22 protein-coding genes and 1 pseudogene are annotated in these 25,536 nt (G+C 72.1%); 13 read left to right on the top strand and 10 right to left on the bottom strand.

The window, feature by feature from the left end:
• Positions 1–229 precede the first annotated feature (229 nt).
• From OG519_RS22435 to OG519_RS22425, 3 genes are all read left to right on the top strand, one after another.
• Positions 230–1,495: an amino acid deaminase gene (locus tag OG519_RS22435; RefSeq protein WP_405592907.1), complete on the top strand. Its 1,266-nt coding sequence runs from the start codon at positions 230–232 to the stop codon at positions 1,493–1,495.
• Positions 1,495–3,072, top strand: coding sequence for an amidohydrolase family protein (locus OG519_RS22430; protein ID WP_405586820.1), 1,578 nt, complete (start codon positions 1,495–1,497; stop codon positions 3,070–3,072). Before OG519_RS22435 ends, OG519_RS22430 begins: the two co-directional genes overlap by 1 nt.
• Positions 3,073–3,241: 169 nt before the next feature.
• Positions 3,242–4,453, top strand: a complete 1,212-nt coding sequence (locus OG519_RS22425; protein ID WP_405586818.1) for a pyridoxal phosphate-dependent aminotransferase — start codon at positions 3,242–3,244, stop codon at positions 4,451–4,453.
• A 95-nt stretch (positions 4,454–4,548) separates the two neighbouring features.
• Here the strand turns inward: OG519_RS22425 and OG519_RS22420 are convergent, their stop codons facing one another.
• Positions 4,549–6,483: a phosphoenolpyruvate carboxykinase (GTP) gene (locus OG519_RS22420; RefSeq protein WP_405586816.1), complete on the bottom strand. Its 1,935-nt coding sequence runs from the start codon at positions 6,481–6,483 to the stop codon at positions 4,549–4,551.
• Positions 6,484–6,718: 235 nt separating this feature from the next.
• Between OG519_RS22420 and OG519_RS22415 the strand changes: the two genes are divergently transcribed.
• Entirely contained in the window at positions 6,719–7,453 is a 735-nt protein-coding gene (locus tag OG519_RS22415; protein WP_405586815.1) for a hemolysin III family protein, read from the top strand.
• A 52-nt stretch (positions 7,454–7,505) separates the two neighbouring features.
• On the opposite strand, the gene OG519_RS22410 is transcribed toward OG519_RS22415, so the two are convergent.
• On the bottom strand, positions 7,506–9,560 hold the full coding sequence (locus tag OG519_RS22410) for a thioredoxin domain-containing protein (RefSeq protein WP_405586812.1): 2,055 nt from the start codon (positions 9,558–9,560) through the stop codon (positions 7,506–7,508).
• A gap of 202 nt (positions 9,561–9,762) precedes the next feature.
• Here OG519_RS22410 and OG519_RS22405 point away from each other — a divergent pair, with 202 nt between their 5' ends.
• The 3 genes from OG519_RS22405 (at position 9,763) to OG519_RS22395 (ending at position 12,240) form a co-directional block, all read left to right on the top strand.
• The gene (locus tag OG519_RS22405) at positions 9,763–10,329 is read left to right on the top strand and encodes a Uma2 family endonuclease (protein WP_405586809.1); all 567 of its coding nucleotides are present in this window, start codon (positions 9,763–9,765) and stop codon (positions 10,327–10,329) included.
• 118 nt (positions 10,330–10,447) lie between these two features.
• Positions 10,448–10,801 (top strand): YciI family protein, encoded by a 354-nt coding sequence (locus tag OG519_RS22400; RefSeq protein WP_405586806.1) that lies wholly within the window; start codon positions 10,448–10,450, stop codon positions 10,799–10,801.
• A gap of 149 nt (positions 10,802–10,950) precedes the next feature.
• The gene (locus tag OG519_RS22395) at positions 10,951–12,240 is read left to right on the top strand and encodes an RNA polymerase sigma factor (protein ID WP_405592905.1); all 1,290 of its coding nucleotides are present in this window, start codon (positions 10,951–10,953) and stop codon (positions 12,238–12,240) included.
• A 138-nt stretch (positions 12,241–12,378) separates the two neighbouring features.
• Here the strand turns inward: OG519_RS22395 and OG519_RS22390 are convergent, their stop codons facing one another.
• The gene (locus tag OG519_RS22390) at positions 12,379–12,675 is read right to left on the bottom strand and encodes a hypothetical protein (RefSeq protein ID WP_405586803.1); all 297 of its coding nucleotides are present in this window, start codon (positions 12,673–12,675) and stop codon (positions 12,379–12,381) included.
• Between the two features lie 6 nt (positions 12,676–12,681).
• Complete coding sequence (gene mca / locus OG519_RS22385) at positions 12,682–13,554, bottom strand: mycothiol conjugate amidase Mca (RefSeq protein WP_405586800.1); 873 nt, start codon at positions 13,552–13,554, stop codon at positions 12,682–12,684.
• 119 nt (positions 13,555–13,673) lie between these two features.
• Between mca and OG519_RS22380 the strand changes: the two genes are divergently transcribed.
• Together OG519_RS22380 and greA are read left to right on the top strand one after the other, a co-directional pair.
• Positions 13,674–14,171, top strand: coding sequence for a DUF4307 domain-containing protein (locus tag OG519_RS22380; protein WP_405586797.1), 498 nt, complete (start codon positions 13,674–13,676; stop codon positions 14,169–14,171).
• Between the two features lie 316 nt (positions 14,172–14,487).
• Positions 14,488–14,985: a transcription elongation factor GreA gene (greA, locus tag OG519_RS22375; protein ID WP_405586795.1), complete on the top strand. Its 498-nt coding sequence runs from the start codon at positions 14,488–14,490 to the stop codon at positions 14,983–14,985.
• Between the two features lie 142 nt (positions 14,986–15,127).
• Here the strand turns inward: greA and OG519_RS22370 are convergent, their stop codons facing one another.
• The 3 genes from OG519_RS22370 to ilvA all read right to left on the bottom strand — a co-directional run bounded on the left by OG519_RS22370 (position 15,128) and on the right by ilvA (position 18,484).
• Positions 15,128–15,982, bottom strand: coding sequence for an ABC transporter permease (locus OG519_RS22370; protein WP_405586793.1), 855 nt, complete (start codon positions 15,980–15,982; stop codon positions 15,128–15,130).
• Entirely contained in the window at positions 15,979–17,040 is a 1,062-nt protein-coding gene (locus tag OG519_RS22365) for an ATP-binding cassette domain-containing protein (protein WP_405592903.1), read from the bottom strand. The genes OG519_RS22370 and OG519_RS22365 overlap by 4 nt, the downstream gene beginning before the upstream one ends.
• A 223-nt stretch (positions 17,041–17,263) precedes the next feature.
• Positions 17,264–18,484 (bottom strand): threonine ammonia-lyase, encoded by a 1,221-nt coding sequence (ilvA, locus tag OG519_RS22360; protein ID WP_405586790.1) that lies wholly within the window; start codon positions 18,482–18,484, stop codon positions 17,264–17,266.
• Positions 18,485–18,745: 261 nt separating this feature from the next.
• Between ilvA and OG519_RS22355 the strand changes: the two are divergent.
• The 3 genes and pseudogenes from OG519_RS22355 to OG519_RS22345 form a co-directional block, all read left to right on the top strand.
• Positions 18,746–19,210: pseudogene (locus tag OG519_RS22355) on the top strand (MarR family winged helix-turn-helix transcriptional regulator); the annotation flags it as partial.
• Positions 19,211–19,413: 203 nt separating this feature from the next.
• Complete coding sequence (locus OG519_RS22350) at positions 19,414–19,926, top strand: sigma factor-like helix-turn-helix DNA-binding protein (protein WP_405586788.1); 513 nt, start codon at positions 19,414–19,416, stop codon at positions 19,924–19,926.
• Positions 19,923–20,189, top strand: coding sequence for a hypothetical protein (locus OG519_RS22345; protein WP_405586786.1), 267 nt, complete (start codon positions 19,923–19,925; stop codon positions 20,187–20,189). The genes OG519_RS22350 and OG519_RS22345 overlap by 4 nt, the downstream gene beginning before the upstream one ends.
• A 135-nt stretch (positions 20,190–20,324) precedes the next feature.
• Here OG519_RS22345 and OG519_RS22340 read toward each other — a convergent pair whose 3' ends face one another.
• Complete coding sequence (locus OG519_RS22340) at positions 20,325–21,503, bottom strand: cystathionine gamma-synthase (protein WP_405586783.1); 1,179 nt, start codon at positions 21,501–21,503, stop codon at positions 20,325–20,327.
• 173 nt (positions 21,504–21,676) lie between these two features.
• On the opposite strand from OG519_RS22340, the gene OG519_RS22335 reads away from it, so the two are divergent.
• Complete coding sequence (locus OG519_RS22335; protein ID WP_405586780.1) at positions 21,677–22,636, top strand: aminoglycoside phosphotransferase family protein; 960 nt, start codon at positions 21,677–21,679, stop codon at positions 22,634–22,636.
• 8 nt (positions 22,637–22,644) lie between these two features.
• On the opposite strand, the gene OG519_RS22330 is transcribed toward OG519_RS22335, so the two are convergent.
• Together OG519_RS22330 and OG519_RS22325 are read right to left on the bottom strand one after the other, a co-directional pair.
• Positions 22,645–24,714: a glycosyl hydrolase family 28-related protein gene (locus OG519_RS22330; RefSeq protein ID WP_405586777.1), complete on the bottom strand. Its 2,070-nt coding sequence runs from the start codon at positions 24,712–24,714 to the stop codon at positions 22,645–22,647.
• A 240-nt stretch (positions 24,715–24,954) separates the two neighbouring features.
• Entirely contained in the window at positions 24,955–25,407 is a 453-nt protein-coding gene (locus OG519_RS22325; protein ID WP_405586775.1) for a VOC family protein, read from the bottom strand.
• Positions 25,408–25,536 lie beyond the last annotated feature (129 nt).

The raw sequence follows: 25,536 nt of genomic DNA, 5'->3' as shown, positions 1-25,536 counted from the left end.
CGGTCACGACGGTTTCCCCGCTCTCCTGGACGCCGGGCGGCCGGGCGGGTGCCGACCCGGCGCAGACGTCGGAGCGTAGACCGGGTGCGGCATCCTGTGCAATGCCCGTTGCGCGGGACGCAACGACTTGATGGATGACGCGGTACGCGCCAGGGTGCGTGCCATGGGCATCGAAGCGGAGATCACCGACACCACTGCGATCACTGGTATCGACGACATCAGTGCGTACATGGCCGAGCTGGACCGGGAGCGGATCGACCACCGCTTCAAGGGGCTGCCCCCGGACGCCGAGGGCCTGACCCTGGGCGAGCTGGCCGCGCAGCGGCGCTCCCTCTTCGACGGCGGCTTCACCACCCCCGTGCTGGTGCTCTCCGAGGAGGCCCTCGATCACAACCTCGGCCTGCTGGAGCGCTACACGGCCGAGCACGGTCTGGTCTTCGCCCCGCACGGCAAGACCTCGATGGCCCCGCGGTTGTTCGCCCGCCAACTCGCCCACGGCGCCTGGGGCATCACCGTCGCCGTCCCCCACCAGGCCCGGGTCGCCCACGCCTTCGGGGTGCGGCGGATCTTCCTCGCCAACGAGGTGGTGGACCCGGCCGCGCTGCGCTGGATCGGCCGACAGCTCGACGCGGACCCCGACTTCACCCTGCTGTGCTACGTGGACTCGGTGCGGGGCGTCACGCTGATGGACGAGGCGCTGCGGGCGGCCGGTACCCGCCGCCCGCTCGATGTGGTGATCGAACTCGGCGCCGGCGAGCAGGCCCGTACCGGTGTCCGCACCGAGGCGGAGTGCCTGGCGCTGGCCGAGGCGGTGGCCGCCGTCCCCTCGCTGCGGCTGGTCGGCGTGGCGGGCTACGAGGGCGAGGTGCCGGACGCCGATCCCGAGCGGGTACATGCCTGGCTGCGCCGGCTGGTGGCGCTGGCGGCCGATCTGGACGCGGCCGGCCGCTTCGCCGACACCCAGGAGATCGTGATCAGCGCGGGCGGCTCCGCCTGGTTCGACGCGGTGGCGGACGTCTTCGCGGAGATCCCGGAACTCTCCGCCCCCGTCATGAAGCTGCTCCGCTCGGGCGCCTATCTCACCCATGACGACGACCACTACCGAAGGATCACCCCCTTCAACCGCGTCCCGGCGGAAGGCCATCTGGAGCCCGCCTTCCGCCTCTGGGCCCAGGTCCTCTCCCGCCCCACCCCCACCCAGGCGTTCCTCAACGCGGGCAAACGCGACGCCCCTTACGACCTCGGCCTGCCGCACCCGGTCGCCGTCCGCTCGGCCCGCGACGGCTCGGTCCGGGACCCTTCGCCCGGCTTCGCCGTCACCAAGCTCTCCGACCAGCACGCCTGGCTGAGCGTCCCGGCGGCCGAGCCGCTCGAAGTCGGCGACTGGGTCGCTCTCGGCCTCTCCCACCCGTGCACCACCTTCGACAAGTGGCCGCTGATCCCGGTCGCCCGCGCGGACGGCACGGCGACGTCGTTCGTCCGCACCTTCTTCTGATGGAGACGGTGCTGCGGGGCGCCCGCGTGGTGGACGGTTCCGGCGGGGCCGCGTACACCGCCGATGTGGGGCTGGCGGCCGGGCGGATCGCGGAGATCAGGACATCCGGCGCGCGGCTGTCCGGCAAGCGGGTCGTGGACGCGGACGGGCTGGTGCTCGCCCCCGGTTTCATCGACATGCACGCGCACAGCGATCTGGCCCTGCTGCGGGACCCGGCCCACGAGGCGAAGGCCGCGCAGGGTGTCACGCTGGAGGTACTGGGGCAGGACGGGCTGTCGTACGCGCCGGTCGACGACGACACGCTGGCGGGGCTGCGCACCCAGCTCGCGGGGTGGAACGGCGACGGGCACGACATCGGGTTCGGCTGGCGGCGCGTCGGGGAGTACCTGGACCTGCTGGACCGGGGTGTCGCCGTCAACGCGGCCTATCTCGTACCGCAGGGCACCGTAAGGGCGTTGGCCGTCGGCTGGGAGGACCGGCGGGCGACGCCGGGGGAACTGGCCCGGATGAAGGAGCTGGTGGCCCAGGGCCTCGCGGAGGGCGCGGTCGGGCTGTCCTCGGGACTGACGTACACCCCCGGGATGTACGCGTCGGACGCCGAACTGACCGAGCTGTGCCGGGTGGTGGCCGCGTACGGCGGCTACTACTGCCCGCATCACCGGTCGTACGGGGTGGGCGCCCTGGAGGCGTACGCGGAGATGCTCGCGCTCGCCCAGGAGGCGGGCTGCGCGCTGCACTTGGCGCACGCCACGATGAACTTCGGCGTCAACGAGGGCCGCGCCCCCGAGCTGCTCGCGCTGCTGGACAGGGCGCTGGACGCGGGCGCCGACGTCAGTCTCGACACCTATCCTTACACCCCGGGCTGTACGACGCTGGCCGCGCTGCTGCCGAGCTGGGCGGCGGCGGGCGGCCCGGCGGCGACGCTGGCCCGGCTGCGGGACGACGCGACCGCCGAGCGCATCCGGTACGACCTGGAGGTGACCGGCTCGGACGGCAGCCACGGGGTGCCGATGGACTGGTCCACCATCGAGATCTCCGGGGTCGGCGATCCGGCCCTCGGCGGCCACACCGGCACCCGGCTGGACGGCTGGCCCACCGCCCGGCGGCTGCTGCTCGCCGACCGGCTGGGCACCACGATCCTCCAGCACGTCGGCGACGAGCGGAACGTCGTCACGATCATGCGGCACCGCGTCCACACGGCCGGCTCCGACGGCATCCTGCACGGCGCCAAGCCGCACCCGCGGGCGTACGGCACCTTCCCGCACTATCTCGGCCGGTACGTGCGGGAGTTGGGGGTGCTGACGCTCGAGGAGTGCGTCGCCCACCTCACCGGCCGGCCCGCCGCCCGGCTGCGGCTGGCCGACCGCGGCCTGGTACGCCCCGGCTACCGCGCCGACCTGGTGCTCTTCGATCCGCGGACGGTCGCGGCGGGCGCCACGTACGACCGGCCCCGCACCCTGCCCACCGGGATCCCGCACGTCCTCATCGACGGCCGTTTCGTCATCGAGGACGGCCGCAGGACCCAGGTGCTCGCCGGACGCTCGGTACGGCGGCGCGGATTTCGCCCATTCGGGTGAAGGGGCACGCGTGTCCGGCACCCGGGCGGGCCGGCCGCTCCACCGCTGGCGGGCGCCGCCGGACAGCGGGCCGTCGCACGCTCGGGCGGCCCGGCGCGCGGATGGCCGGTCGTGACGGGTGGCGAAAAACACCGCGCGGCGGCCGTTACGTAGCCGTAAGGTGACCGGCATGCAGGTGATCCAGTCCACGAAGCTCGCCAATGTCTGTTACGAGATCCGGGGTCCGGTTCTTGAGGAGGCGATGCGGCTCGAGGCCGCCGGGCACCGCATCCTCAAGCTGAACACCGGCAACCCCGCGCCCTTCGGCTTCGAGTGCCCGCCGGAGATCCTGGAGGACATGCTCCGCACCCTCCGGGACGCGCACGGCTACGGAGACGCCAAGGGCCTGCTCTCCGCCCGCCGCGCGGTGGTGCAGCACTACCAGACCAAGAACATCCCGCTCGACGTCGAGGACATCTACCTCGGCAACGGCGTCTCGGAGCTCATCCAGATGTCGATGCAGGCGCTGCTCGACGACGGCGACGAGGTGCTGGTTCCGGCGCCGGACTACCCGCTGTGGACGGCCGCGGTCTCGCTGGCCGGCGGCACCGCGGTGCACTACCGGTGCGACGAGCAGGCCGACTGGATGCCGGACCTCGCCGACATCGAGCGCAAGGTCACCGACCGCACCAAGGCCATCGTCGTCATCAACCCGAACAACCCCACCGGGGCGGTGTACGACGACGAGATGCTGCGCGGCCTGACCGACATCGCCAGGCGGCACGATCTGATCGTCTGCTCCGACGAGATATACGACAAGATCCTCTACGACGACGCCACCCACACCCCGACCTCGGCCATCGCCCCCGACCTGCTGACGCTCACCTTCAACGGCCTGTCGAAGGCGTACCGGGTGGCCGGCTTCCGCAGCGGCTGGATGGCGGTCTGCGGGCCCAAGAAGGGCGCCGCCAGCTACATCGAGGGTCTGACGATCCTGGCCAACATGCGGCTGTGCGCCAACCAGCCGGCGCAGTACGCGATCGCCACCGCGCTCGGCGGCCACCAGTCGATCCACTCCCTGGTGCTGCCCGGCGGCCGGCTGCGCGCCCAGCGGGACGCCACCTACGAGGCGCTCACCGCCATCCCGGGCGTCACCTGTGTGAAGCCCAAGGGCGCGCTCTACGCCTTCCCCCGGCTCGATCCGCAGGTCTACAAGATCAAGGACGACCGGCAGATGGTGCTCGACCTGCTGCGGGCCGAGAAGATCATGATCGTGCACGGCACCGGCTTCAACTGGACCGAGCCGGACCACTTCCGGATCGTCACACTGCCGCGCGCCGAGGATCTGGTGGAGGCGATCGGCCGGATCGGGCGCTTCCTCGACGGGTACAGCCAGCCGTAGCCGGGGCGCCGGTCGACGGGGCCGCCGCACGGAGCGGGTCCGCGGGCCCGGTGGACGGCGGGCGCCCCCGGCCAGGGGCGCCCGTCCGGTCGATGTCAGCCGAGGCGCGCGACCAGCGCCTCGTACTCATCCCACAGCTCCTTCGGCAGCTGCGCGCCGAAGGTCTCCAGATGGGCCGGGATCAGCGACGCCTCCTCCCGCCACACCTCGCGGTCGACCGTCAGCAGCAGATCGAGGTCGGCCCGGGACAGCCCGAGGCCGTCCGTGTCGAGCGCGCCCTCGGCGGGCAGCACGCCGATCGGGGACTCGACGCCCGCGGCCCGCCCGTCGAGCCGCTCCACGATCCACTTCAGCACCCGGCTGTTCTCACCGAAGCCGGGCCAGACGAAGCGGCCGCCGGCGTCCTTGCGGAACCAGTTGACGTAATAGATCCTCGGCAGCCGGTCCGCGGTGCCCCGCCGGCCGGCGTCCCGGCCGAGCTTCAGCCAGTGGCCGAAGTAGTCGCCCATGTTGTAGCCGCAGAACGGCAGCATGGCGAAGGGGTCCCGGCGCAGCTCGCCGACCTTGCCCTCGGCCGCGGCGGTCTTCTCGCTGGCGATGTTGGCGCCGAGGAAGACACCGTGCTGCCAGTCGAAGGACTCGGTGACCAGCGGGACGGCGGAGGCGCGCCGGCCGCCGAAGAGGATCGCGGAGATCGGCACGCCCGCGGGGTCCTCCCATTCGGGCGCGATGATCGGGCACTGAGCGGCCGGCACGGTGAAGCGGGCGTTGGGGTGGGCGGCCGGTGTGCCGCGGTCCGGCGTCCACTCCTCGCCCCGCCAGTCGGTGAGCCGGGCCGGGGGTTCCTCGGTCATGCCCTCCCACCACACGTCGCCTTCGCCGGTGAGGGCGACATTGGTGAAGATCGAGTTGCCGTACATGGTCTTCATGGCGTTGGCGTTGGTGTGCTCGCCGGTGCCGGGGGCGACGCCGAAGAACCCGGCCTCGGGGTTGATGGCGTAGAGCCGGCCGTCCGCGCCGAAGCGCATCCAGGCGATGTCGTCGCCGATGGTCTCCACCGACCAGCCGGCGACGGTGGGCTCCAGCATGGCCAGATTGGTCTTGCCGCAGGCGGAGGGGAAGGCGGCGGCCACATAGCGGCTCTGGCCGCGCGGCGGGGTCAGCTTGAGGATCAGCATGTGCTCGGCGAGCCAGCCCTCGTCCCTGGCCATCACGGAGGCGATCCGCAGCGCGTAGCACTTCTTGCCGAGCAGCGCGTTGCCGCCGTAGCCGGAGCCGTAGGACCAGATCTCGCGGGTCTCGGGGAAGTGCGAGATGTACTTGGTGCCGTTGCACGGCCAGGGGACATCGGCCCGGCCGTCGGTGAGCGGCGCGCCGACGGTGTGCACCGCCCTGACGAAGGCGCCGTCCGGGCCGAGTTCGTCGAGCACCGCGCGGCCCATCCGGGTCATGGTGCGCATCGAGACGGCGACGTACGCGGAGTCGGTGAGCTCCACGCCCATCGCGGCCAGCGGTGACCCGATCGGGCCCATGCAGAACGGGACCACGTACATCGTCCGGCCGCGCATGGAGCCGCGGAAGAGGCCGCCCTCGCCGCCGTCGGCGTCACCCTCGCCCTCGCCCTCGCCCTCGCGCCCGACGAAGATCTCCCGCATCTCGGCCGGCGCTTTCCAGTGGTTGGTCGGGCCGGCGTCGGCCGCGCGCTCGGAGCAGATGAAGGTACGGTCCTCCACCCGCGCCACGTCAGAGGGGTCGGAGGCGGCGTAGTACGAGTTGGGCCGCAGGGTCGGGTCGAGCCTGGTGAAGGTGCCCTTGGCGACGAGTTCCGCGGCGAGGCGGTCGTACTCCTCGGCGGAGCCGTCGCACCACACCACCGCGTCGGGCTGGGTGAGGCGGGCGATCTCGCCGACCCAGGCGATCAGTTCCCGGTGGCTGGTGGGAGGGTCCTGGGGGGTGAGGGGGTCCGGCCGGGGGCCTTGTCGGGGGTGCTGCCCGGGGTTTTGCTGGGTGAGGGTGTTGGCGCGCGTCACGATCGCTCCGTCCCGCCGGGTCCGCACAGACCGGCGTCGCACAGTGAGGGTTCGGTTCGGCCCCTTGGGGGCTGCGACCCGGACGCTTGCTGGCGCTCATCCGGTGCCGACCACACTCATATGAGTGTGGCCCCCTTCAAATGATTCTGTCCAGAGCGGCCAAACGGGTCACCGGGGATCCACCCGGGCTTCTTCCTAACAAGTGACCTACGGGACCGTAGATATGATTGACGCCATGAGCGCTCGGGAAAGGACTGGCGGCGTGGTCGCGGACATCGAAAACGTCAACCGTGGCGATGACGCCGGGGACGCCGCGGCGGCCGACCTGGCCTCGCTGGTGAAACCCAAGCTCAGAGGGTGGCTGCACGCCGGAATGTTCCCGGCAGCCCTGGTGTCGGGCGTGATCCTCACCGCGTTCGCGCAGAGCACCCGCGGCCGCGTCGCCTGCGCCGTCTTCACCCTCACGGCGTGCGCGCTCTTCGGCACCAGCGCGCTCTACCACCGGGGGAACTGGGGCAGCCGGGCGTCGGGAATTCTGCGCCGCCTTGACCACGCCAACATCTTCCTGATCATCGCCGGCACCTACACACCGCTGACGATCCTGCTGCTGCCCGGCGCCACCTCCGAGCTGCTGCTGTGGCTGGTCTGGGCCGGCGCGCTGGCCGGCATCGCCTTCCGGGTCTTCTGGGTGGGCGCGCCCCGCTGGCTCTACACCCCCTGCTACATCGCGCTCGGCTGGGTGGCCGTCTTCTTCCTGCCGGACTTCCTGCGGACCGGCGGGGTCGCGGTGACGGTGTGCGTGGTCGCGGGCGGGGTGCTCTACAGCATCGGCGCGGCGGTCTACGGCTTCAAGCGGCCCAATCCGTCACCCCGGTGGTTCGGCTTCCACGAGGTCTTCCACTCCTTCACGCTGGCCGCTTTCGCCGTGCATTACGTGGGCATCTCGCTGGTGGCGTACCAGCACGCGTAGCGGCCGCTCGGCGCGGTGATCGCCGAGCGGACGGCCCGCTCTCCCCACCCGGCTACGAACCGCGGGGGCCTGACCACTGCTGCGAGCGGAGCTGGGCGCTGAGGGCGCGGGGGTCGGAGGTCGGGGCGTCGCAGACGAAGTGGCGGCAGACGTAGGCGGTGGCGAGGCCGGCCCGGGTGGGGCGGTCGGCCAGCAGCGGGAATTCGGCGGAGCCCTCCTCGCCCACCGCGACCACCGCCCCTGGCGCGGAGCCGAGCAGGGCGGTGCGGTGCAGTTCCGCGGTGAGCGGGTCGGCGGTGGCGCCGACCACGGCGACCTCGCGGGGCCCGTCGAGCGCGGCCTCCGCGACCGCGAGCCCCCAGCCGATGAACCGCGGCGCCTTGTCCGCCAGCGCGCCCACCACGCCCAGCGCCCGTTCGGCCGCCTCGCGGTGCTGGTCGGAGCCGGTGTGGGCGGCGTAGGACAGCAGCGCGCCGGCCGCCGCCGTCCAGCCGGAGGGCGTGGCGTTGTCCGTCGGGTCCTGCGGCCGGCGGATCAGGGTCTCGGCGTCGTCGGCGGTGTCGTAGAAGGAGCCGTCGGCGGCGGTGAAGTGGTGGAGCACGGAGTCGAGCAGCAGCCCGGCGACATCCAGCCAGACCCCTTCGCCGGTGACCGAGGCGAGCGCGAGGAAACCCTCGGCGACATCGCCGTAGTCCTCCAGGACGCCCGCGTTGCGGCCCGCGGCGCCGTCGCGGGAGGTGCGCAGCAGCCGGCCGCGGTCGTCCAGGTGCACCCGGACCAGCAGATCGGCGGCGTCCACCGCGGCCTGCACCAGATCGGGCCGGTCGAAGTAGGCGCCGGTCTCGGCGAGCGCGGCGATGGCCAGGCCGTTCCAGGCGGCCACCACCTTGTCGTCCCGCCCGGGCCGGGGGCGGCGGCCGCGGGCGGTGAGCAGCCGTTCGCGGACCGAGGCGACCCGGTCGGCGTCCACCACGCCGTTGCCCTGCGGGAGCTGGAGCACGGAGGAGCCCTCCTCGAAGGTGCCCTCTTGGGTCACCCCGAAGTATCCGGCGGCGAATTCGCCGTCGGCGGGGCCGAGTTCGGCCACCAGTTGCGGCGGGGTCCAGACGTAGTAGGCGCCTTCGACGTGCCGGCCGGTGCCGTCGTCGCTGTCGGCGTCCAGCGCGGAGGCGAAACCGCCCTCGGGGGTGCCGAGTTCGGCGATGAGGAAGTCCGCGGTCTCCAGAGCGACCCGGCGGGCGAGGTCGGAGCCGGTGGCCCGCCACAGGTGGGCGTAGACCCGGGTGAGCAGGGCGTTGTCGTAGAGCATCTTCTCGAAGTGCGGCACGGTCCAGGTGCGGTCGACGCTGTAGCGGGCGAAACCGCCGGCCAGTTGGTCGTAGATGCCGCCGCGGGCCATCGCCTCGCAGGTGTCCCTGGCCATCTGAAGGGCGCGCTCGTCACCGGTCCTGGCGTGGTGGCGGAGCAGGAACTCCAGCGTCATCGCGGCCGGGAACTTGGGCGCGCCGCCGAATCCGCCGTGCTCGGCGTCGTACCCGCGGGTCAGCCCGCCCAGCGCGGCGCCCAGTTCGGCCGGTCCGACGGGGCCGGCCGCCGCCGCGAACGCGCCGGTCCGCTCGCCCAGTTCGCGGGTGATCCGGGCGGCGACCTCGCCGACCTCCGCCCGGCGGTCCCGCCAGGCGGCGACGACCCCCTGGAGCACCTCCATGAAGGCCGGCATTCCGTGCTGCGGCCGGGGCGGGAAGTAGGTCCCGAAGTAGAAGGGCTCGCCCTCCGGGGTCAGGAACACCGTCATCGGCCACCCGCCCTGCCCGGTGGCCGCCTGCACCGCCTCCATATAGACGGCGTCGACGTCCGGCCGCTCCTCGCGGTCCACCTTCACGGCGACGAAGTGCTCGTTGAGATAGCCGGCGGTCGCCTCGTCCTCGAAGGACTCGTGGGCCATCACATGGCACCAGTGGCAACTGCTGTACCCGACGCTCAACAGCACCGGCACCCCGCGCTTGCGCGCTTCCCCGAACGCCTCCTCCCCCCACGGCCACCAGTCCACCGGGTTGTCCGCGTGCTGAAGCAGATACGGCGAGGTCGCGTCACCAAGTCGGTTCACGCGGTTACTTTCTCACGCCCGCCCCCTCCAAAGCGCCCACACCTCACCCACCCCACCAACCTCCCCGATCCCCGCCCCCACCGCACGACCCCCCGCCCCGCCCGGAGCGGTACGCCGCCGGACCAATACGTGGCGACATGTCCGCCTCTAAGCTGTGGTCAGCGGCGCCCCGCGCGTCGCGTCCGAACTCCGGGAGGTACGCATGAGCGCCGAGATGATCGCGCCTGCCTGGATGCACGAACGCATCACCGCGGAGCAGTACGACTCCTGGTCCGAGGAGCAGTGCGCCGGCATCGAGATCGTTGACGGGATGGTCGTCGTGAGCCCGAGTGCGGCAAAGCGGCACAACCGGCCGGCCCGGATCCTGGCCAACGCGTTGGACGCCGCCGCCGGGCCGGACTGGAACGCCGACACGGACTTCGACGTCCGCCTCCAGGACGTGCCGCTCACCAACCGGCGTCCGGATGTCGTCGTGTACCGGGCGGAGACCATCGACCTCGCGCCGACCCGCCCGGAGCACGTGCTCCTCGTCGTCGAGGTCGTATCGCCCGGCTCCGAGACCACGGACCGGATCGTGAAGGTCGACCAGTACGCCAAGGCGGGGATCGCCTTCTACTGGCGCGTCGAACAGGCTGCCACCGGTGTCCCGCTCGTTCATACCTACGTGCTCGATCCCGCCAGTAGGTCCTATCGCGACGGAGAGGTGTTCGCCGGCGTGATCAAGGCCGCGGTCCCCTTTTCCGTGGAGATCGACCTCGGCCGGGTCTGAGCTCCGGGTTCCCGGCGGCGGCCGGGAGAAGTTTCGGGTGCGGTGTCGATTCCGGTGGGGGTCGCTCGACGTAGGGGTGTGGGTGGGAGGAGATCCGCCCCGTTGAGAGGACGGCGCTATGCGTTACATGATGTTGCTCAGGCTGGACCCCGCCGCGCAGCCCGGGGCGCCGGGTGAGGAGTTGATGGCGGAGATGGGGAAGCTGCTGGAGGAGATGACGCGGGCCGGGGTGCTGTTGGACACCGGTGGGCTGCGGCCGGTGGAGGAGGGGACGGTGCTGCGGCTGTCCGGCGGCAAGCAGACCGTGGTGGACGGCCCGTACGCCGAGGCCAAGGAGGTCGTCGGCGGCTATCTGCTGCTCCAGGCGAGGTCGCTGGAGGAGGCCGCGGAGTGGGGCGGCCGGTTCCTGGCGATCCACGGTGACGGATGGGAAGTGGACGCCGAGATCCGGCAGGTCGTGGAGCCCGACTGAGCCCGGCCGGGGCGTCCGCTTGGCGCGGGCGCCCCGGGCTGCTCTGATGGGTGGTCGTGACCCGTGACGACGCCCAAGGCACGCCCGACGCCGAAGGCAGCCCCGACGCCGCCGGCCCCGGTCGGCCGGACGGCTCCGTGGGCCGCACCGTGGACGCGGTGTGGCGCATCGAGTCGCCGCGGCTCGTCGCCGGGCTGACCCGCATCGTGCACGACATAGGCGTGGCGGAGGAGCTGGCCCAGGACGCGCTGGTCGCCGCGCTGGAGCAGTGGCCCCGCGAGGGCGTGCCCCGCAATCCGGGTGCCTGGCTGATGACCACCGCCAAGCGGCGGGCGATCGACCAGATCCGCCGTAACGAGACCTTCGCCCGCAAGCTGCGGCTGCTCGGCCACGAGCTGGAACTCGAACAGGACGCCGCCGCCTTCGGCGACGTCAAGGAGCCCGACGATCCGCGGGACATCGAGGACGACCTGCTGCGGCTGGTGTTCGTCGCCTGCCACCCGGTGCTGCCCCGCGAGGCCCGGGTCGCCCTGACGCTGCGGCTGCTGGGCGGTCTGACCACGGACGAGATCGCCCGGGCGTTCCTGGTCGCCGAGTCGACGGTGGCGCAGCGGATCGTCCGGGCCAAGCGGACCCTCGCCCGGGAGCGGGTGCCGTTCGAGGTGCCCTCCGGCGCCGCGCTCGCCGAGCGTCTCGCGTCCGTCCTGGAAGTCGTCTATCTGATCTTCAACGAGGGCTACGCGGCGACCGCGGGGGACGACTGGACCCGGCCTGGCCTGTGCGAGGACGCGCTGCGGCTGGCCCGGGTGCTGACCGGACTGCTGCCCCGGGAGCCGGAGGCGTGGGGGCTCGCGGCGCTGCTGGAGATCCAGGCGTCACGGTCGGCGGCCCGCTCGGGACCGACGCCGGTGCCGCTGCTGGAGCAGGACCGGGGCCGCTGGGACCCGCTGCTGATCCGCCGCGGCTTCACCGCGCTGGCCCGCGCCGACGCCGCCGCCAAGGCCAGGGGCGCCGCGCCGGGCCCGTACGCCCTGCAAGCCGCCATCGCGGCGTGTCACGCGCGGGCGCCGCGGCCCGAGGAGACGGACTGGCGGACCATCGCCGCCCTCTACGACGCCCTGGCCGCCCGTGCGCCCTCCCCGGTGGTGGAGCTGAACCGGGCGGTGGCGGTCGGCCGGGCGCACGGCCCGGCCGCGGGTCTGGCCCTGGCCGACGCGCTGGCCGCGACCGGCAGCCTGGGCGACTACCACCTGCTGCCCGCCGTGCGCGGCGATCTGCTGGCGAGCCTCGGCCGCCGGGCCGAGGCCCGTACCGCGTTCGAGCACGCCGCCGCCCTCACCCGCAACAACGCGGAACGCGCCTTCCTGCTCGCCCGAGCGGCCTCCTGCGCCGAAGGGGCCGCCGGGGGGAGCGCTGACGCCGGGAGTAGTGGCAGTTAGCAGGAGCGCTCGGGCCGGCGGGGCCCACTCGCCCGGCGGGGCGGGCCGCCCTCAGGAACGCCTGACCACCCGTCCCACGGGCGGCTCCGGCACGCGGCCGACCGCGCCCCGAGCCGGCGGATGTGCAAGCGGAAGCGCTCAGGCGCCGGGCGCCTTGGGCTCCGGGTGCGGGGCCGGCGACTGGGCGGGCACCCGGCCGGCCGGGGCCGGGCCCCCGCTGTCGCGGCGCGCCGCAGGCGTCCCCTCCTCCGGCTGCTCCTCGAAGTCGATCTTCTTCATCTGCTTGCCCATGTTCTTCATGAGCGCCCACAGTCCGAGGGCGATGACAGCGAAGATCACGAATCCGAGGAGCCCCGGCGTCACCTTGTTCTCGTCCAGGTCGGCGGCGAGCGGCACGAGCTGATGAAGGGCGGGAGTCTGGTTCACGCCCACCATTGTCGCCTAAGCCTTCCGGAGGCCCGCAAAGAGGTCGTCCTCGGGGAGCGATACGTCCACCCGGGACGCCACCAGCTCGTAGTCCTCGGTGGGCCAGACCTCCCGCTGGATGTCCATCGGCACCTTGAACCAGCCGCCGTCCGGGTCGATCTGGGTGGCGTGCGCGAGCAGCGCCTTGTCCCGGATCTCGAAGAACTCACCGCACGGCACATGGGTGGAGATGTTCCGTTCCGGCCGGTCCATCTCCTCCCAGCGCTTGAGCCACTCACCGTACGGGGACTCCAGGCCGCGGGCGAGCAGCGCCTCGTGGATGGCGACCGTACGGCTCCGGTTGAAGCCCTGGTTGTAGTAGAGCTTCGACGGCGTCCACGGCTCGCCGGCCTCCGGATACCGCTCCGGGTCGCCGGCCGCCTCGAAGGCCACCATCGTGATCTTGTGGGTCATGATGTGGTCAGGGTGCGGATACCCGCCGTTCTCGTCGTAAGTGGTGATCACCTGCGGCTTGAACTCACGGATCAGCTTCACCAGCGCGCCGGCCGCCTCGTCGACGTCCTGGAGGCCGAAGCAGCCCTCGGGCAGCGGCGGCAGCGGGTCGCCCTCGGGCAGCCCGGAGTCGACGAAGCCGAGCCACGCCTGCCGCACCCCGAGGATCTGCCGGGCCTCCTCCATCTCCTTGGCCCGCACCTCGTGGATGTGCTCCTCGATATAGGCGTCGCCCTGGAGCTTGGGGTTGAGCACCGAGCCGCGCTCACCTCCGGTGCAGGTGGCCACGAGCACGTCCACCCCTTCGGACACGTACTTGGCCATGGTGGCCGCGCCCTTGCTCGACTCGTCGTCGGGGTGGGCGTGCACGGCCATCAGTCGCATCTGCTCAGTCAAGGCTGGGTCCTCATCAGGTCTCCGTCGTGTGGGCCCCTCGCCTGGGCCGAGGGAACACCTTCTATAGTGACCGAGCGAGGGGGCGAATCATTCCGGTGGTCCCGATTGGGAGGAACATCATGACGGCCGTGCAGTCAGGCCCGCCGGACTCCCCGCCGAACTCGCCGCCCGAAGGCCGCTACGGCCCCGCGAGCCGCCGTGACGCCTCTGGTGCCGACGCCCGCGCGGACCGCGATCTCAAGGTCGTCGCCATCGTACTTGGCGCGCTGGCCGCGGTGGTGCTCGCCTGGTACGGCTGGCACTCGGTGGCGGGGAACAAGGTGAGCGCGCAGGTGGTCGCCTTCAAGGTGGTGTCGGATCAGGCCGTCGAGGTCCACCTGGAGCTGCACAAGGACGCGGGCACCGTCGCGGTGTGCACGCTGCGCTCGGAGGACGCCGACCACAACGAGGTCGGCCGCAAGGACGTCCGGATCACCCAGCACGCCAAGCAGGTGGACACTTTGGTGACGGTCCGCACCACCGCCCGCGGCGAGACCGGTGAGCTGGTGAGCTGCGAGGCGGCGGCCGGCACCGCGTCGGGCCCGGCGCCGGGCGCCTCGGGCGCGTCGGCGAAGTAAGCGGCCCCGCGGGCCGCTGAGCGGCTCGGAGCCGCGATGGCGGGAACCGCGGCTGACGCGGATCCGTCGGCGGCCGCGTCGCTCGCTCCCCTCCACGGCCGCTAATTGTTAGGCTCGTGGTTTCGTCCCGGCGGCCGGTGGCAATGCAATGGTGCAACCGGGTTTGTCCCTGACCGGCTCAATGGGACAGCGCAGGCCATATGGGGAGCGGCAGGAGTACGACACTGCGGCCGCATCGACCAGATGGGGCGCTTATCGTCCGCGGGGAGTCCGCCGGACAGGCACACGGCATGAACAGTACCGACGAGGAGCACCTGTGACCCAGACCAGCGACAACGTCACCTGGCTCACCCAGGCGGCGTACGACCAGCTCAAGGCCGAGCTGGAGCATCTGTCTGGTCCGGCGCGCGCCGAGATCGTCGCCAAGATCGAGGAAGCCCGCCAGGAAGGCGACCTGAAGGAGAACGCGGGGTATCACGCGGCGCGTGAGGACCAGGGCAAGCTGGAGCTGCGCGTCCGCCAGCTCAACCAGATCCTGGAGACCGCGAAGGTGGGCGAGGCCCCGGCGGACGACGGTGTGGTGGCGCCCGGCATGGTGGTCACCATCGCGTTCGACGGGGACCCGGACGACACCATGACCTTCCTGCTCGGCTCGCGCGAGGGCATCGCCGACGACCTGGAGACGTACTCTCCGCAGTCGCCGCTCGGCACCGGTGTGAACGGCCGGCGGATCGGTGAGGACGCGACGTACGAGCTGCCCAACGGCAAGACCGCGGCGGTGAAGATCCTCGAAGTGAAGCCGTACCGGGGCTGAGCCCGCACCGAAGCCCCGGCCGCCGGAAAGGAATTCCGGCGGCCGGGGCTTCGTCGTATCCGGCGGCCCCCGAGGGCGCCCGCCGGGGCGTCCGGCGAGGCCCGGAGCCGCTACCGGGTCACGCGGTCAGGCGGTCACACGGTCACGCCGTCGCCGAGCGGTACTTGCGGACCGCCAGCGTGCGGAAGACCGCGACGATCACCAGCGACCAGACCAGCGAGGCCCAGACCGGGTGCTGCATCGGCCAGGCGCTCGACTTCACCACGCCGGGGTTGCCGAAGAGCACCCGGCCCGCCTGCACGGTGGCGCTGAACGGGTTCCACTCGGCGACATGCCGCAGCCACGGCGTCATGCCGGCCGGGTTGACGAACGCGTTCGACACGAAGGTGACCGGGAAGAGCCAGACCAGGCCGCCGGAGGTGGCCGCCTCCGGGGTGCGCACCGACAGGCCGATCAGCGCGCCGATCCAGGAGAAGGCGTATCCCAGCAGGAGCAGCAGCCCGAAGGCGCCGAGCATCTTGGGCACCCCGTTGTGGATCCGCCAGCCGACCAGTACGCCGACGATCGCCAGCACGATCACGGTCAGCAGCGTCTGCACCAGATCGGCGATGGTACGGCCGGTGAGCACCGCGCCCCGGGACATCGGCAGCGACCGGAAGCGGTCGACGAGCCCCTTGTGCATGTCGTCGGCGATGCCCGCGCCGGCGCCGGCGGTGGCGAAGGTGACGGTCTGGGCGAAGATGCCGGCCATCAGGAAGTTGCGGTAGGCCGAGGCGTTGAAGGTGCCGCCGATGTTGACCGATCCGCCGAAGACGTAGCTGAACAGCACGACGAACATGATCGGCTGGAGCAGCCCGAAGACGATCACTTCCGGGATCCGGACCATCCGCAGCAGGTTGCGTTTGGCGACCACCAGCGAGTCGTGCGCGGCCCCGACCAGGCCGCCGCGCGGGGTGGGCGCCAGGGTGTTGCGCGGGTTGTCGGTCGCGACGCTCACTTGGCGTTCTCCTTCGCGGACGGACCGGGCGGGTTGTCGCCGGGCGGGTTGTCGCCGGGTGAATTGCCGGGGGCCGTTGTGCCGGTGCCCGGCTTGTCGGGGTCGCCGTTCTCCCCGGCCTCGGCGCCGTGGCCGGTCAGTGAGATGAACACATCGTCGAGGGTGGGACGGCGCAGACCGATGTCGTCGATCTCGATGCCGTCCGCGTCCAGGTCGCGGATCACTTCGGCGAGCAGCTTGGCGCCGCCGGTGACCGGGACGGTGATCTTGCGGGTGTGCTCCTCGATCTTGGCCTCGCTCTTGCCGTATCGGGCGAGCACCCGGGCGGCGTCCTCGATCCGGTCCCGTTCGTGCGCGACGACCTCGACCCGCTCGCCGCCGGTCTGCGCCTTGAGCTGGTCGGAGGTGCCGCGGGCGATGACCAGGCCGTGGTCGATCACGCAGATGTCGTGCGCGAGGTGGTCGGCCTCCTCCAGATACTGGGTGGTCAGCAGCAAGGTGGTGCCGCCGGCGACGAGTTCCTGGATGACCTCCCACAACTGCTGCCGGTTGCGCGGGTCGAGCCCGGTGGTGGGCTCGTCCATGAACATCACCGGCGGGCTGACCACGAGCGCCGCGGCCAGGTCGAGCCGGCGGCGCATACCGCCGGAGTACGTCTTGGTGGTGCGGTCGGCGGCGTCGGCCAGATGGAACCGCTCCAGCAGTTCGGTGGCTCTGGCCTTGGCCGCCTTGGCCGGCAACTGGTAGAGCTGAGCGACCATCTGGAGGTTCTCCCGGCCGGTCAGATACTCGTCCACCGCCGCGAACTGACCGGAGAGGCCGATGTGGCGGCGTACCTCGTTGGGGTGCTTGAGTACGTCGATGCCCGCGACAACGGCGGTACCGCTGTCGGGCTGGAGCAGGGTGGTCAGGACGCGGACGGCCGTGGTCTTCCCCGCGCCGTTCGGGCCGAGCAGGCCCAGAACGGTGCCTTCGGGTACGTCGAGATCCACTCCCCCCAGTGCCCTGACATCGCCGAAGGTCTTCACGAGACCTTCTGCGTAGATGGCGCCCGGCATGTTCTGGCTCCCGTTCGTTGCGGTGATCGTGTGGCGATCGGCGGCGGTGATGGGTTTCGCGTCGGCGCGCTTCTTCACCTGTCCGGCTGATGGCGCGCTCGTGTGTTCGACCGGCCGCGCGGGCGAAACTCATCGCTCGCCGCGGCACGACGCGACAATGCCAGACGCGATATATCGCGTCAAGCGGATTATCCGACTTGCCCGTACGAACGAAGACCTCGCGTCAGGCGATCACCGTGTACCCCGCGTCCTCCAGGGCCGCGCCGACCGCCGTGCAGTGCTCGGGCCCCTTCGTCTCCAGGTGCACCTCGACCTCCGCCTCGGTCAGCCCCAGCCGGGGGTCGGTCCGCACATGGCTGACGTCCAGGACGTTGGCGTCCGCGAGCGAGAGCACGCCCAGCAGGGTGGCGAGCACCCCCGGCCGGTCGGTGAGCCGTACCCGCAGCGACAGATAGCGGCCGGCCGCCGACATGCCGTGGCGCAGGGTCCGCTGCAAGAGCAGCGGGTCGACGTTTCCGCCGGACAGCAGCGCCACCACCGGGCCCTCGAAGGCCTCGGGCGCGGCCATCAGCGCCGCCACCGGACTCGCCCCGGCCGGCTCAACCACCAGTTTGGCCCGCTCCAGACAGAGCAGCAGCGCCGAGGACAACTGGGCCTCGGAGACCGTCACCACCTCGTCCACCAGGTCGCGGATGATCGCGAACGGTATGTCACCCGGCCGGCCCACCATGATGCCGTCGGCCATCGTCGCCACCGACCGCAGCACCACCGGCCGGCCGGCGGCCAGCGAGGGCGGATAGGCCGCGGCGCCCGCCGCCTGCACCCCGACGATCCGCACCTCCGGCCGCATCGCCTTGACCGCGACCGCCACACCGGCCGCGAGCCCGCCGCCGCCGATGCCCACCACGATGGTGCGCACCTCGGGGCACTGCTCCAGGATCTCCAGGCCCACCGTGCCCTGCCCCGCGATGATGTCGGGGTGGTCGAAGGGGTGGATGAAGACCGCGCCGGTCTCCTCGGCGTACGCGATGGCCGCGCGCAGCGTCTCGTCCACCACCGCGCCGTGCAGGCGGACCTCGGCGCCGTACTCGCGGGTCGCGGCGACCTTCGGCAGCGGCGCGCCCATCGGCATGAAGACGGTCGAGCGCACCCCGAGCAGCGAGGCGGCGAGCGCCACCCCCTGGGCGTGGTTGCCGGCGCTGGCCGCGACGGCGCCGGCCGCGTGCTCCTCAGGACTCAGCCCGGCGATCCGTACGTAGGCGCCGCGGATTTTGAAGGATCCGGTCCGCTGCAAATTCTCGCATTTGAGGTGCACCGGTGCACCGACCAGTGACGAGAGATGGCGGGAGGTTTCCATGGCGGTGTTCCTGGCGATTCCCGACAGCATTTTGTGCGCGCCACGCACATCGTCGAGAGTGATCGCCCGCGGGGTCCTGGAATCCATGCCCTCAGTCTCGCAGTTCCGCCCCGATCATGGCTGCGCCGCTCCCACCAGCGCGTCTGCCGGGCGGCGGCGCGATGCGGCGGCCGGGCGCGGGTCGGGACCGGCCCGCGCGGCCCCGGCGGACGCGGCCGGAAGCGGTCAGCCGGCTGATTGCTGTTTGTGCGGGAACGGCCCCGGGGCTGGCCGGTCCGCGTACTCTTCTGCCAACTTCCCGCAGCCCGCCCCCCTTAACAGGACCGACAGAACGCGAGCTTCCAGGTCATGTCCAACCCTCCGGAGACCTCGGCCGAACTGCTTGAGCGGCTCCAGCATCAGGTCGCCCTCTTCGCCCGCCGTGCCGAACAAACCCGGCTCGGCGGCGTCGGCAAGGCCCGCAACTCCATGGACCGCGCCGCCTATCTGCTGCTCAACCGGCTCGACCGGGAGGGCCCGATGGGCGTCAAGGCGCTCGCCGAGGCCATGGGCATCGACTCGTCCACGGTGACCCGGCAGGTCGCGCCGCTGGTCGACACCGGGCTGGTCAAACGCACGTCCCACCCCGAGGACGGACGTGCGGTCGTGCTCGCCCTTTCGCCGCGCGGCCGGGGCCGGCTCGACGATGTGCGCGTCTCGCGGCGGCGGCTGATGGCCGACGTCACCGGTGACTGGACCACCGAGGAGCGGGAGGCCTTCACCGAGCTGCTCGTACGGTTCAACACCGCGCTGTCCGAGTGGCACGCGGGGGGCGGGCAGCCCGGTCAAGAGGGCCGGCAGGGCTCCTCGGGCCAGTCAGCGGACCCCGCGGCCGGGGAAGCCGCCGGGGAGGCCCTGGAGGCCGGGAGCGTCGCCGCTGGGGCCGGTGAGTCCGGTGGCACGGGCGGGGGCACCGGGTCGCGGGGGGAGACGCAGGGGGCTTGACCCGGGCCGTCCGGTTGCCGTCCCATGGCCGCGTGGGGAAGCGCCGGGCGGCAGCGGAACTCCGACGGGACGCCGAGTTCGCGGCGTTCACGGCGGGCGCGGCGGGACGCCTGCTGCACGCCGCGACGCTGCTCACCGGCGACCGGGAGGCGGCGGACCGCCTGCTCACCGCCACGCTCGCCCGGGTCTACGCCGACTGGCTGCGGATGCGCGCGGATGATCCGTACGACCAGGCGAGGGGCGAGCTGGTGCGGCGGTTCGCCTACCGCCCCTGGTGGCGGCGGCCGCAGGGCGGCGAGCTCGACCGGCTCACCGCGCAGGAACGGCTCGTGGTCACCCTGCGGTTCTTCGAAGGGGTCGCCGAGGAGCAGACGGCGGCCCAACTCGGGCTGCCCGCCGAACGGGTGCGGGCGATCGGGGCGCGCGCGACGGCGACGCTGCGCAGCCGGCGGGACGATCCCGGCGGGCTCTACGGCGGAGGTCCGGCCGCGCCGCGCTCGGTGGCCGAGGCCCGCCAGGCGGCGGCCGAAGAGGTCACGCGGTGAGCGCGGTGCCCAATCGCCGCGACGACGAGGTGCGGCGGCTGCTCGACACCCCGCACCCGGTCGTCCCCGCCGACCTCGGCGCCCGCGCGATGCGCCGCGGCCGCCGTATCGTCCGCCGCCGCCGCGCCCTCCACACCACCCTCTGGCTCCTCCTGACCGCCGCCCTCCTCACCGCCCTCGCCCTCACCATCACCTTCTGGCCCCACCCCGCCGCCTCCACCTCCCCCACCGACAACCCCTGGTGGTCCCCGATAGCCCGCTAAAACTCCCCGGCGAACCCGCACCAACCCCTTCGGGCCAGCGGACCCCCGCCCAAAGGGGCGCGAGGAACTGCGCGCTCAGCCCAAAACGGCGGCACCCGACAGACAACCGAAGCGACCCGAACCCCGAGGGCCCTCTTAGCCCAGCGCCCGCGTCAAATCAGCCAAAAGATCATCCGCCGCCTCGATCCCGACCGACAGCCGAATCAAATCCCCCGGCACCTCCAGCTCCGACCCGGCCACCGACGCATGCGTCATCCGCCCCGGATGCTCGATCAGCGACTCGACACCGCCGAGCGACTCCCCGAGCGTGAAGAGCCGCGCCCGGTCGCACACCTCGACCGCCGCCTCCTCGCCGCCCTCGACCCGGAACGACACCATCCCGCCGAACGCCTTCATCTGCTTGGCGGCCACCTCGTGCCCGGGGTGTTCGGGCAGCCCGGGGTAGTACACCTCGGCGACCCGCGGATGCGCACTCAGCATCGCCACCACCCGTTCGGCGTTGGCGCAGTGCCGGTCCATCCGTACCGCGAGCGTCTTCAGACCCCGCATGACCAGCCACGCGTCGAACGGCCCGGACACCGCGCCCATCGCGTTCTGGTGGTACGCCAACTCCTCGCCCAGTTCCGCGTCCGCGGTGATCAGCGCGCCGCCGATCACGTCGGAGTGCCCGCCCATGTACTTCGTCGTGGAGTGCACGACCACGTCGGCGCCGAGCGCGAGCGGCTGCTGGAGGTAGGGGCTGGCGAAGGTGTTGTCCACCACCAGCCTGACCCCCGCCTGCCGGGCCACCCCGGCGAGCGCGGTGATGTCGCTGATGCCGAGCAGCGGGTTCGACGGGGTCTCCACCCAGATCAGCTTGGTCTCCGGCCGGACCGCGTCCCGTACCGCCGCCGGGTCCGAGGTGTCGGCGACCGACCATGTCACCCCCCAGCGCTCCACCACCTTGGCGAACAGCCGGAACGTGCCGCCGTAGGCATCGTTGGGGATCACCACGTGGTCGCCGGGCGCCAGCACGGTCCGCAGCAGGCAGTCCTCGGCGGCCAGCCCGGAGGCGAAGGCGAGACCGCGGCGCCCGCCCTCGAGCGCGGCGAGGTTCCGCTCCAGGGCGGTCCTGGTGGGGTTGGCGGACCGGCTGTACTCGTAGCCGCCGCGCAGGCCGCCGACGCCGTCCTGCTTGTACGTCGACACCTGGTAGATCGGAGTCACCACGGCTCCGGTCTGCGCGTCGGCCGGCTGGCCGGCGTGGATCGCGAGCGTCTCGAAGTGCTCGCTGTGGTGCTCGGAGGAGTGGTGCTCCCGGTGCTTGTCGCTCATGGGCACCGAGGGTATCCGCCCGCGGCGGTACCGCGTCGGCAGTCGATAACGGCCCGCCGCGGTCGTGGCGCCGATCATGACCGCCGGGCCTGGCCGGAAAGGAGTTGCCGACAGGGGCGGGGGTCGGTTGGATCGGGGGCCTTGGCGGCGAGGTGGCGGGAGGGGTGGGGCTCATGGGAGCTGTGCGGCGCCCGAGGATGCATGCCGACGAGGTGGCGACCGACCCGGACCTGGTACGGCGGCTGGTCGCCGGGCAGTTCCCGGAGTGGTCCGGGCTTCCGGTCGAGCCGGTCGACTCGGCCGGGACCGTCAACGCGGTGTACCGGCTCGGTGACACGATGGCCGTACGGCTGCCCCGGATCGAAGGCGGGGTGAAGGACGTCGAGACGGAGGCCCGCTGGCTGCCGGCACTGGCGCCCGCGCTGCCGGTGGCGATCCCGGCGCCGCTCGCCAAGGGCCGCCCCGCCGAGGGGTATCCGTATCCCTGGTCGGTGCACTCCTGGCTGCCGGGCGCGAATCCGTCGCCCGGACAGGTCGCCGGGGCCGACCCGCTGGCCCGCGATCTGGCCGGCTTCATCACCGCACTGCATCGCGTCGACCCGGCCGGCGGCCCGCCCTGCTACCGCAGCGAGCCGCTGACCGCGCGGGACGCCGCCACCCGCGCCGCGATCGGCACGCTGCGCGGAGACATCGACACCGGCGCGGCGACCGCCGGCTGGGAAGCCGCCCTGGGCGCGCCCTCCTGGCCGGGCCCCTCCGTGTGGGTGCACGCCGACCTCTCCCCCGGCAACGTCCTGCTCGACGCCGGCCGCCTCAGCGCGGTCATCGACTTCGGCTGCGTCGGCCTCGGCGACCCGGCGGTCGACCTGATCGCGGCCTGGAGTCTCTTCCCCGCCCCCGCCCGTACCGTCTTCAGGACCGCCCTGGACGTCGACGACGCGACCTGGCTGCGCGCCCGCGGCTGGGCCCTGTCCATCGCCCTCAGCGAGCTGGCCTACTACCGGGCCACCCATCCGGTGATGGCCGCGACCGCGCGCCACGTCCTGGCCGAGCTGCTCATGGACGCCGCCGGCCACCCGGGCGGGGAGGCCCGGGCGGCCGGCGGGGATGGGTCAGGTTGTGCGTCGCGGTAGGTGCCCGGTCACCACTGGGCGGGGGCCGGCGGGGTGACGACCGGCGGGCGGTCGTCGCAGGTGATGGTGTTGGGGAGTTCCCAGGGCGCCAGCCAGTCGCCGGTGGTGCCGCCACCGTCGTTGCCGCCGAGGTCGGTGACGGTGAACTCGGAGCCCGCCGGGGTGAAGTTGAACGAACCGCAGTTGTTGACGCCGACCGCGCCGACGTTGCGGGCGTCCACGTTCTGGAAGGTGGCGCCGCCGGCCACCCGGGCACTCAGCACCGACGTACCCGTGCCGTCGACCTTGATGTCCTTGAAGTGGACGTTGGTGATGGAGTAGAGGTCCTTCACCGGGAAGTCGGAGACCAGCATGATCGCGTTGTAGGTGGAGTCGAGGAAGCTGTCCCCGGTCACCTCGATGTCCGCGCTGATGTTCTTCTCCAGCGCGTAGAACCAGATCGCGCCGAGCCCGATGTTCCAGTTGAGCTCGTAAGTCCCGGCCCTGACCGTGGTGTTGCCGGTGATCCACAGGTGTCCGGTGAACGCCTCGGAGCCGAAGCGGGAGCCGACCTGGATGGCGCTGCCCTCGCGGATCGGGTCCGCGACGAGGTTGTCCGAGATGGTGTTGTCGGTGCCGCCGTAGACCGCGATGCCGTTGGCGAGCACCGGCGTCTGGACGGTGTTGTGGTCGATGGTGTCGCCCGCGTCCTCGGTCTTCTCCGACCACAGGGCGATGCCGTCGTCACCGCTGTTGCGGATGAAGTTGTTCGCGATCGTCGAATGCGTCACGCCGGTGTGGAAGTTGATGCCGTCGGCGATCTGGTCGACGATCACGTTGTCGGTCAGCTTCAGGTTGTCCATCGGGCCGTCGAACCACATGCCGACCTTGGTGTGCTGGATGTAGAGGCCGTCGATGGTGGAGTCGCTCAACGCGCCGCCGATGCCGTTCACCTGGTCGGTGTCGATGCGCTCGCGCACGTCGCCCTCGATGGCGAAGCCGGACAGGTGGACGTCGGAACTGCCGCCGGCCGAGGCGTCCTTGCCGTAGAAGCCGACGCCGGTGTGCACCGAGCCGTCGGGGGCGGGGGCGGCGAGTTCGACCTGGTGACCCTTGATGATCGTGTACCAGTTGCCCGCGCCCTCGATCGTCACGTTGTCGACGATGATGTGCCGGTTGACCTGGTACGTGCCCGGTGGGATGTAGACCTTGAGGTGGCTCCGCTTCGCGAAGGCGATCGCCTTGTCGATGGCGTCGGCGGAGTCATGGCGGCCGGTCGGGTCGGCGCCGAAGAGCAGCACGTTGGCGGCGAGCAGGTCCACCTTCGGCGGGGCGACCTGCTGGGAGTCGAGCAGGTCGATGGTGGTGGGCGCGGCGCCGGCCGGCGCGGTCAGCCTGATGGTGTCGCCCGCGTGGTAGGTGCGGCCGAGCAGCAGGCGCTGCTCGTCGTAGAAGTGGTTGGGGCGGAAGGGCTTGGGGAAGACCGGGGCGGGTGTGGTGTCCTGGGGGACGCAGGCGCACTCGGTGACCCAGTAGTCCGGGTGCAGGATGTCCGCGCCGGGGTCGTTCGAGAACGGGTACAGGTTGTAGAGCCAGGCGTACTGCGAGCTGAGCGTCATCGACTTCTTGGCGCCGCCGTTGACCGTCACGTTGAGCGGCGAGGTGATGCCGCCGCCGGCCGGGGCGTCCGGGATGCTGTAGCGGACGTTGATCGCGTTGGTGGTGTTCGGCAGCGTGAACTCGACGTACTGGCCCGGCTGGAGGGTGACGGCGCTGCGGCCGGACGCTTCGGCGGGCAGGGTGTACGCGGCGCGGCCGGGGCCGATGACGGTGCCGTTGGTCCTGGCGTGCTCGGCCTCCTGCTCGGCGAAGCCGACGCTCGCGCCCTTGCCGGCGACGAGCGAGGGGGCGAGGGCGGCGCGGGTGACCGCGGGCTGCGCGGTGGCGGTCGCGGTGCCGCGGGTGCCGGCGACGGCGGCGCCGCCGGTCAGCATGGTGAGGCCCGCCGCGGCCGCGGTCAGCGAGGCGACCACCACGACGGCTCTTCGCCGCGGCCTGCCGGACCGTCTCGCCGCGGCACCTGTGCTGCTCCGTGACATCGAAGGCTCGTTTCTCTCGGGTCTGACGCCATCAAGGGTGAGGTGACATTAGGGCCCGGCTGTCCCGTTCCACAAGATTCCTGCGAAATGATTTCGCAACTTTGGACTCAAACTACGCCCTCCTGTTCATTTTTTGCATTACCCCGACAATTCCTTACCCTCCACCCACCCCACCAGCCCCAGCGGTCGTCCCATCCTCCGCGTGGGGCGCACCTCCACCAACACCTGGTCGACGGCGGGTCAGGGGGTGGGGGTCCAGAGGCAGAAGGGGTGGCCGGCGGGGTCGAGGAGGACGCGGACGTCGGGCTGGGGCTGGAAGTCGGGGAGGGTCGCGCCCAGGGCGCGGGCGTGGGCGACGGAGGCGGCCAGGTCGGGGGTCTCGATGTCGAGGTGCAGCATCATCTGCTGCTCGCCCGGCGTGGCCGGCCAGTGGGGGCGTACGAAGGCGGGCTCGGCCTGGAAGGAAAGGCCAGGCCCCCCGCCGGGCGGGTTGAGTTTCACCCAGTCCGGCTCGTCCTGCGTGACCTCCCAGCCGAGCAGCCGCCGGTAGAAGTCGGCCAGGGCATGCGGGTCGGGGGTGTCGAGGACCGTGCCGGTCATGGTCAGCGGGGGCGGCGGCGTACGCGGCGCGGCGTCCACGGGCTGTGCCGGCTGCGTTGGGCGCGCGGGCTGCGTTGGCTGTGTGCGGGTCATGGACGCACACCTACCCGGGACCGCGCCGGCACACAAAGCCGTTCGGGGGACACCCGGCGGACACATATGCCCGGCCGACCGGCACCCTACGGCCCGGACAAACGCCAGAACCGCCGCACCCGGCGGACC

Source organism: Streptomyces sp. NBC_01190, assembly GCF_045039895.1.
Lineage (GTDB): Bacteria > Actinomycetota > Actinomycetes > Streptomycetales > Streptomycetaceae > Actinacidiphila.
The sequence above is the reverse complement of the archived record's forward strand: the minus strand, read 5'-3'. Positions and strand labels throughout refer to the sequence as shown.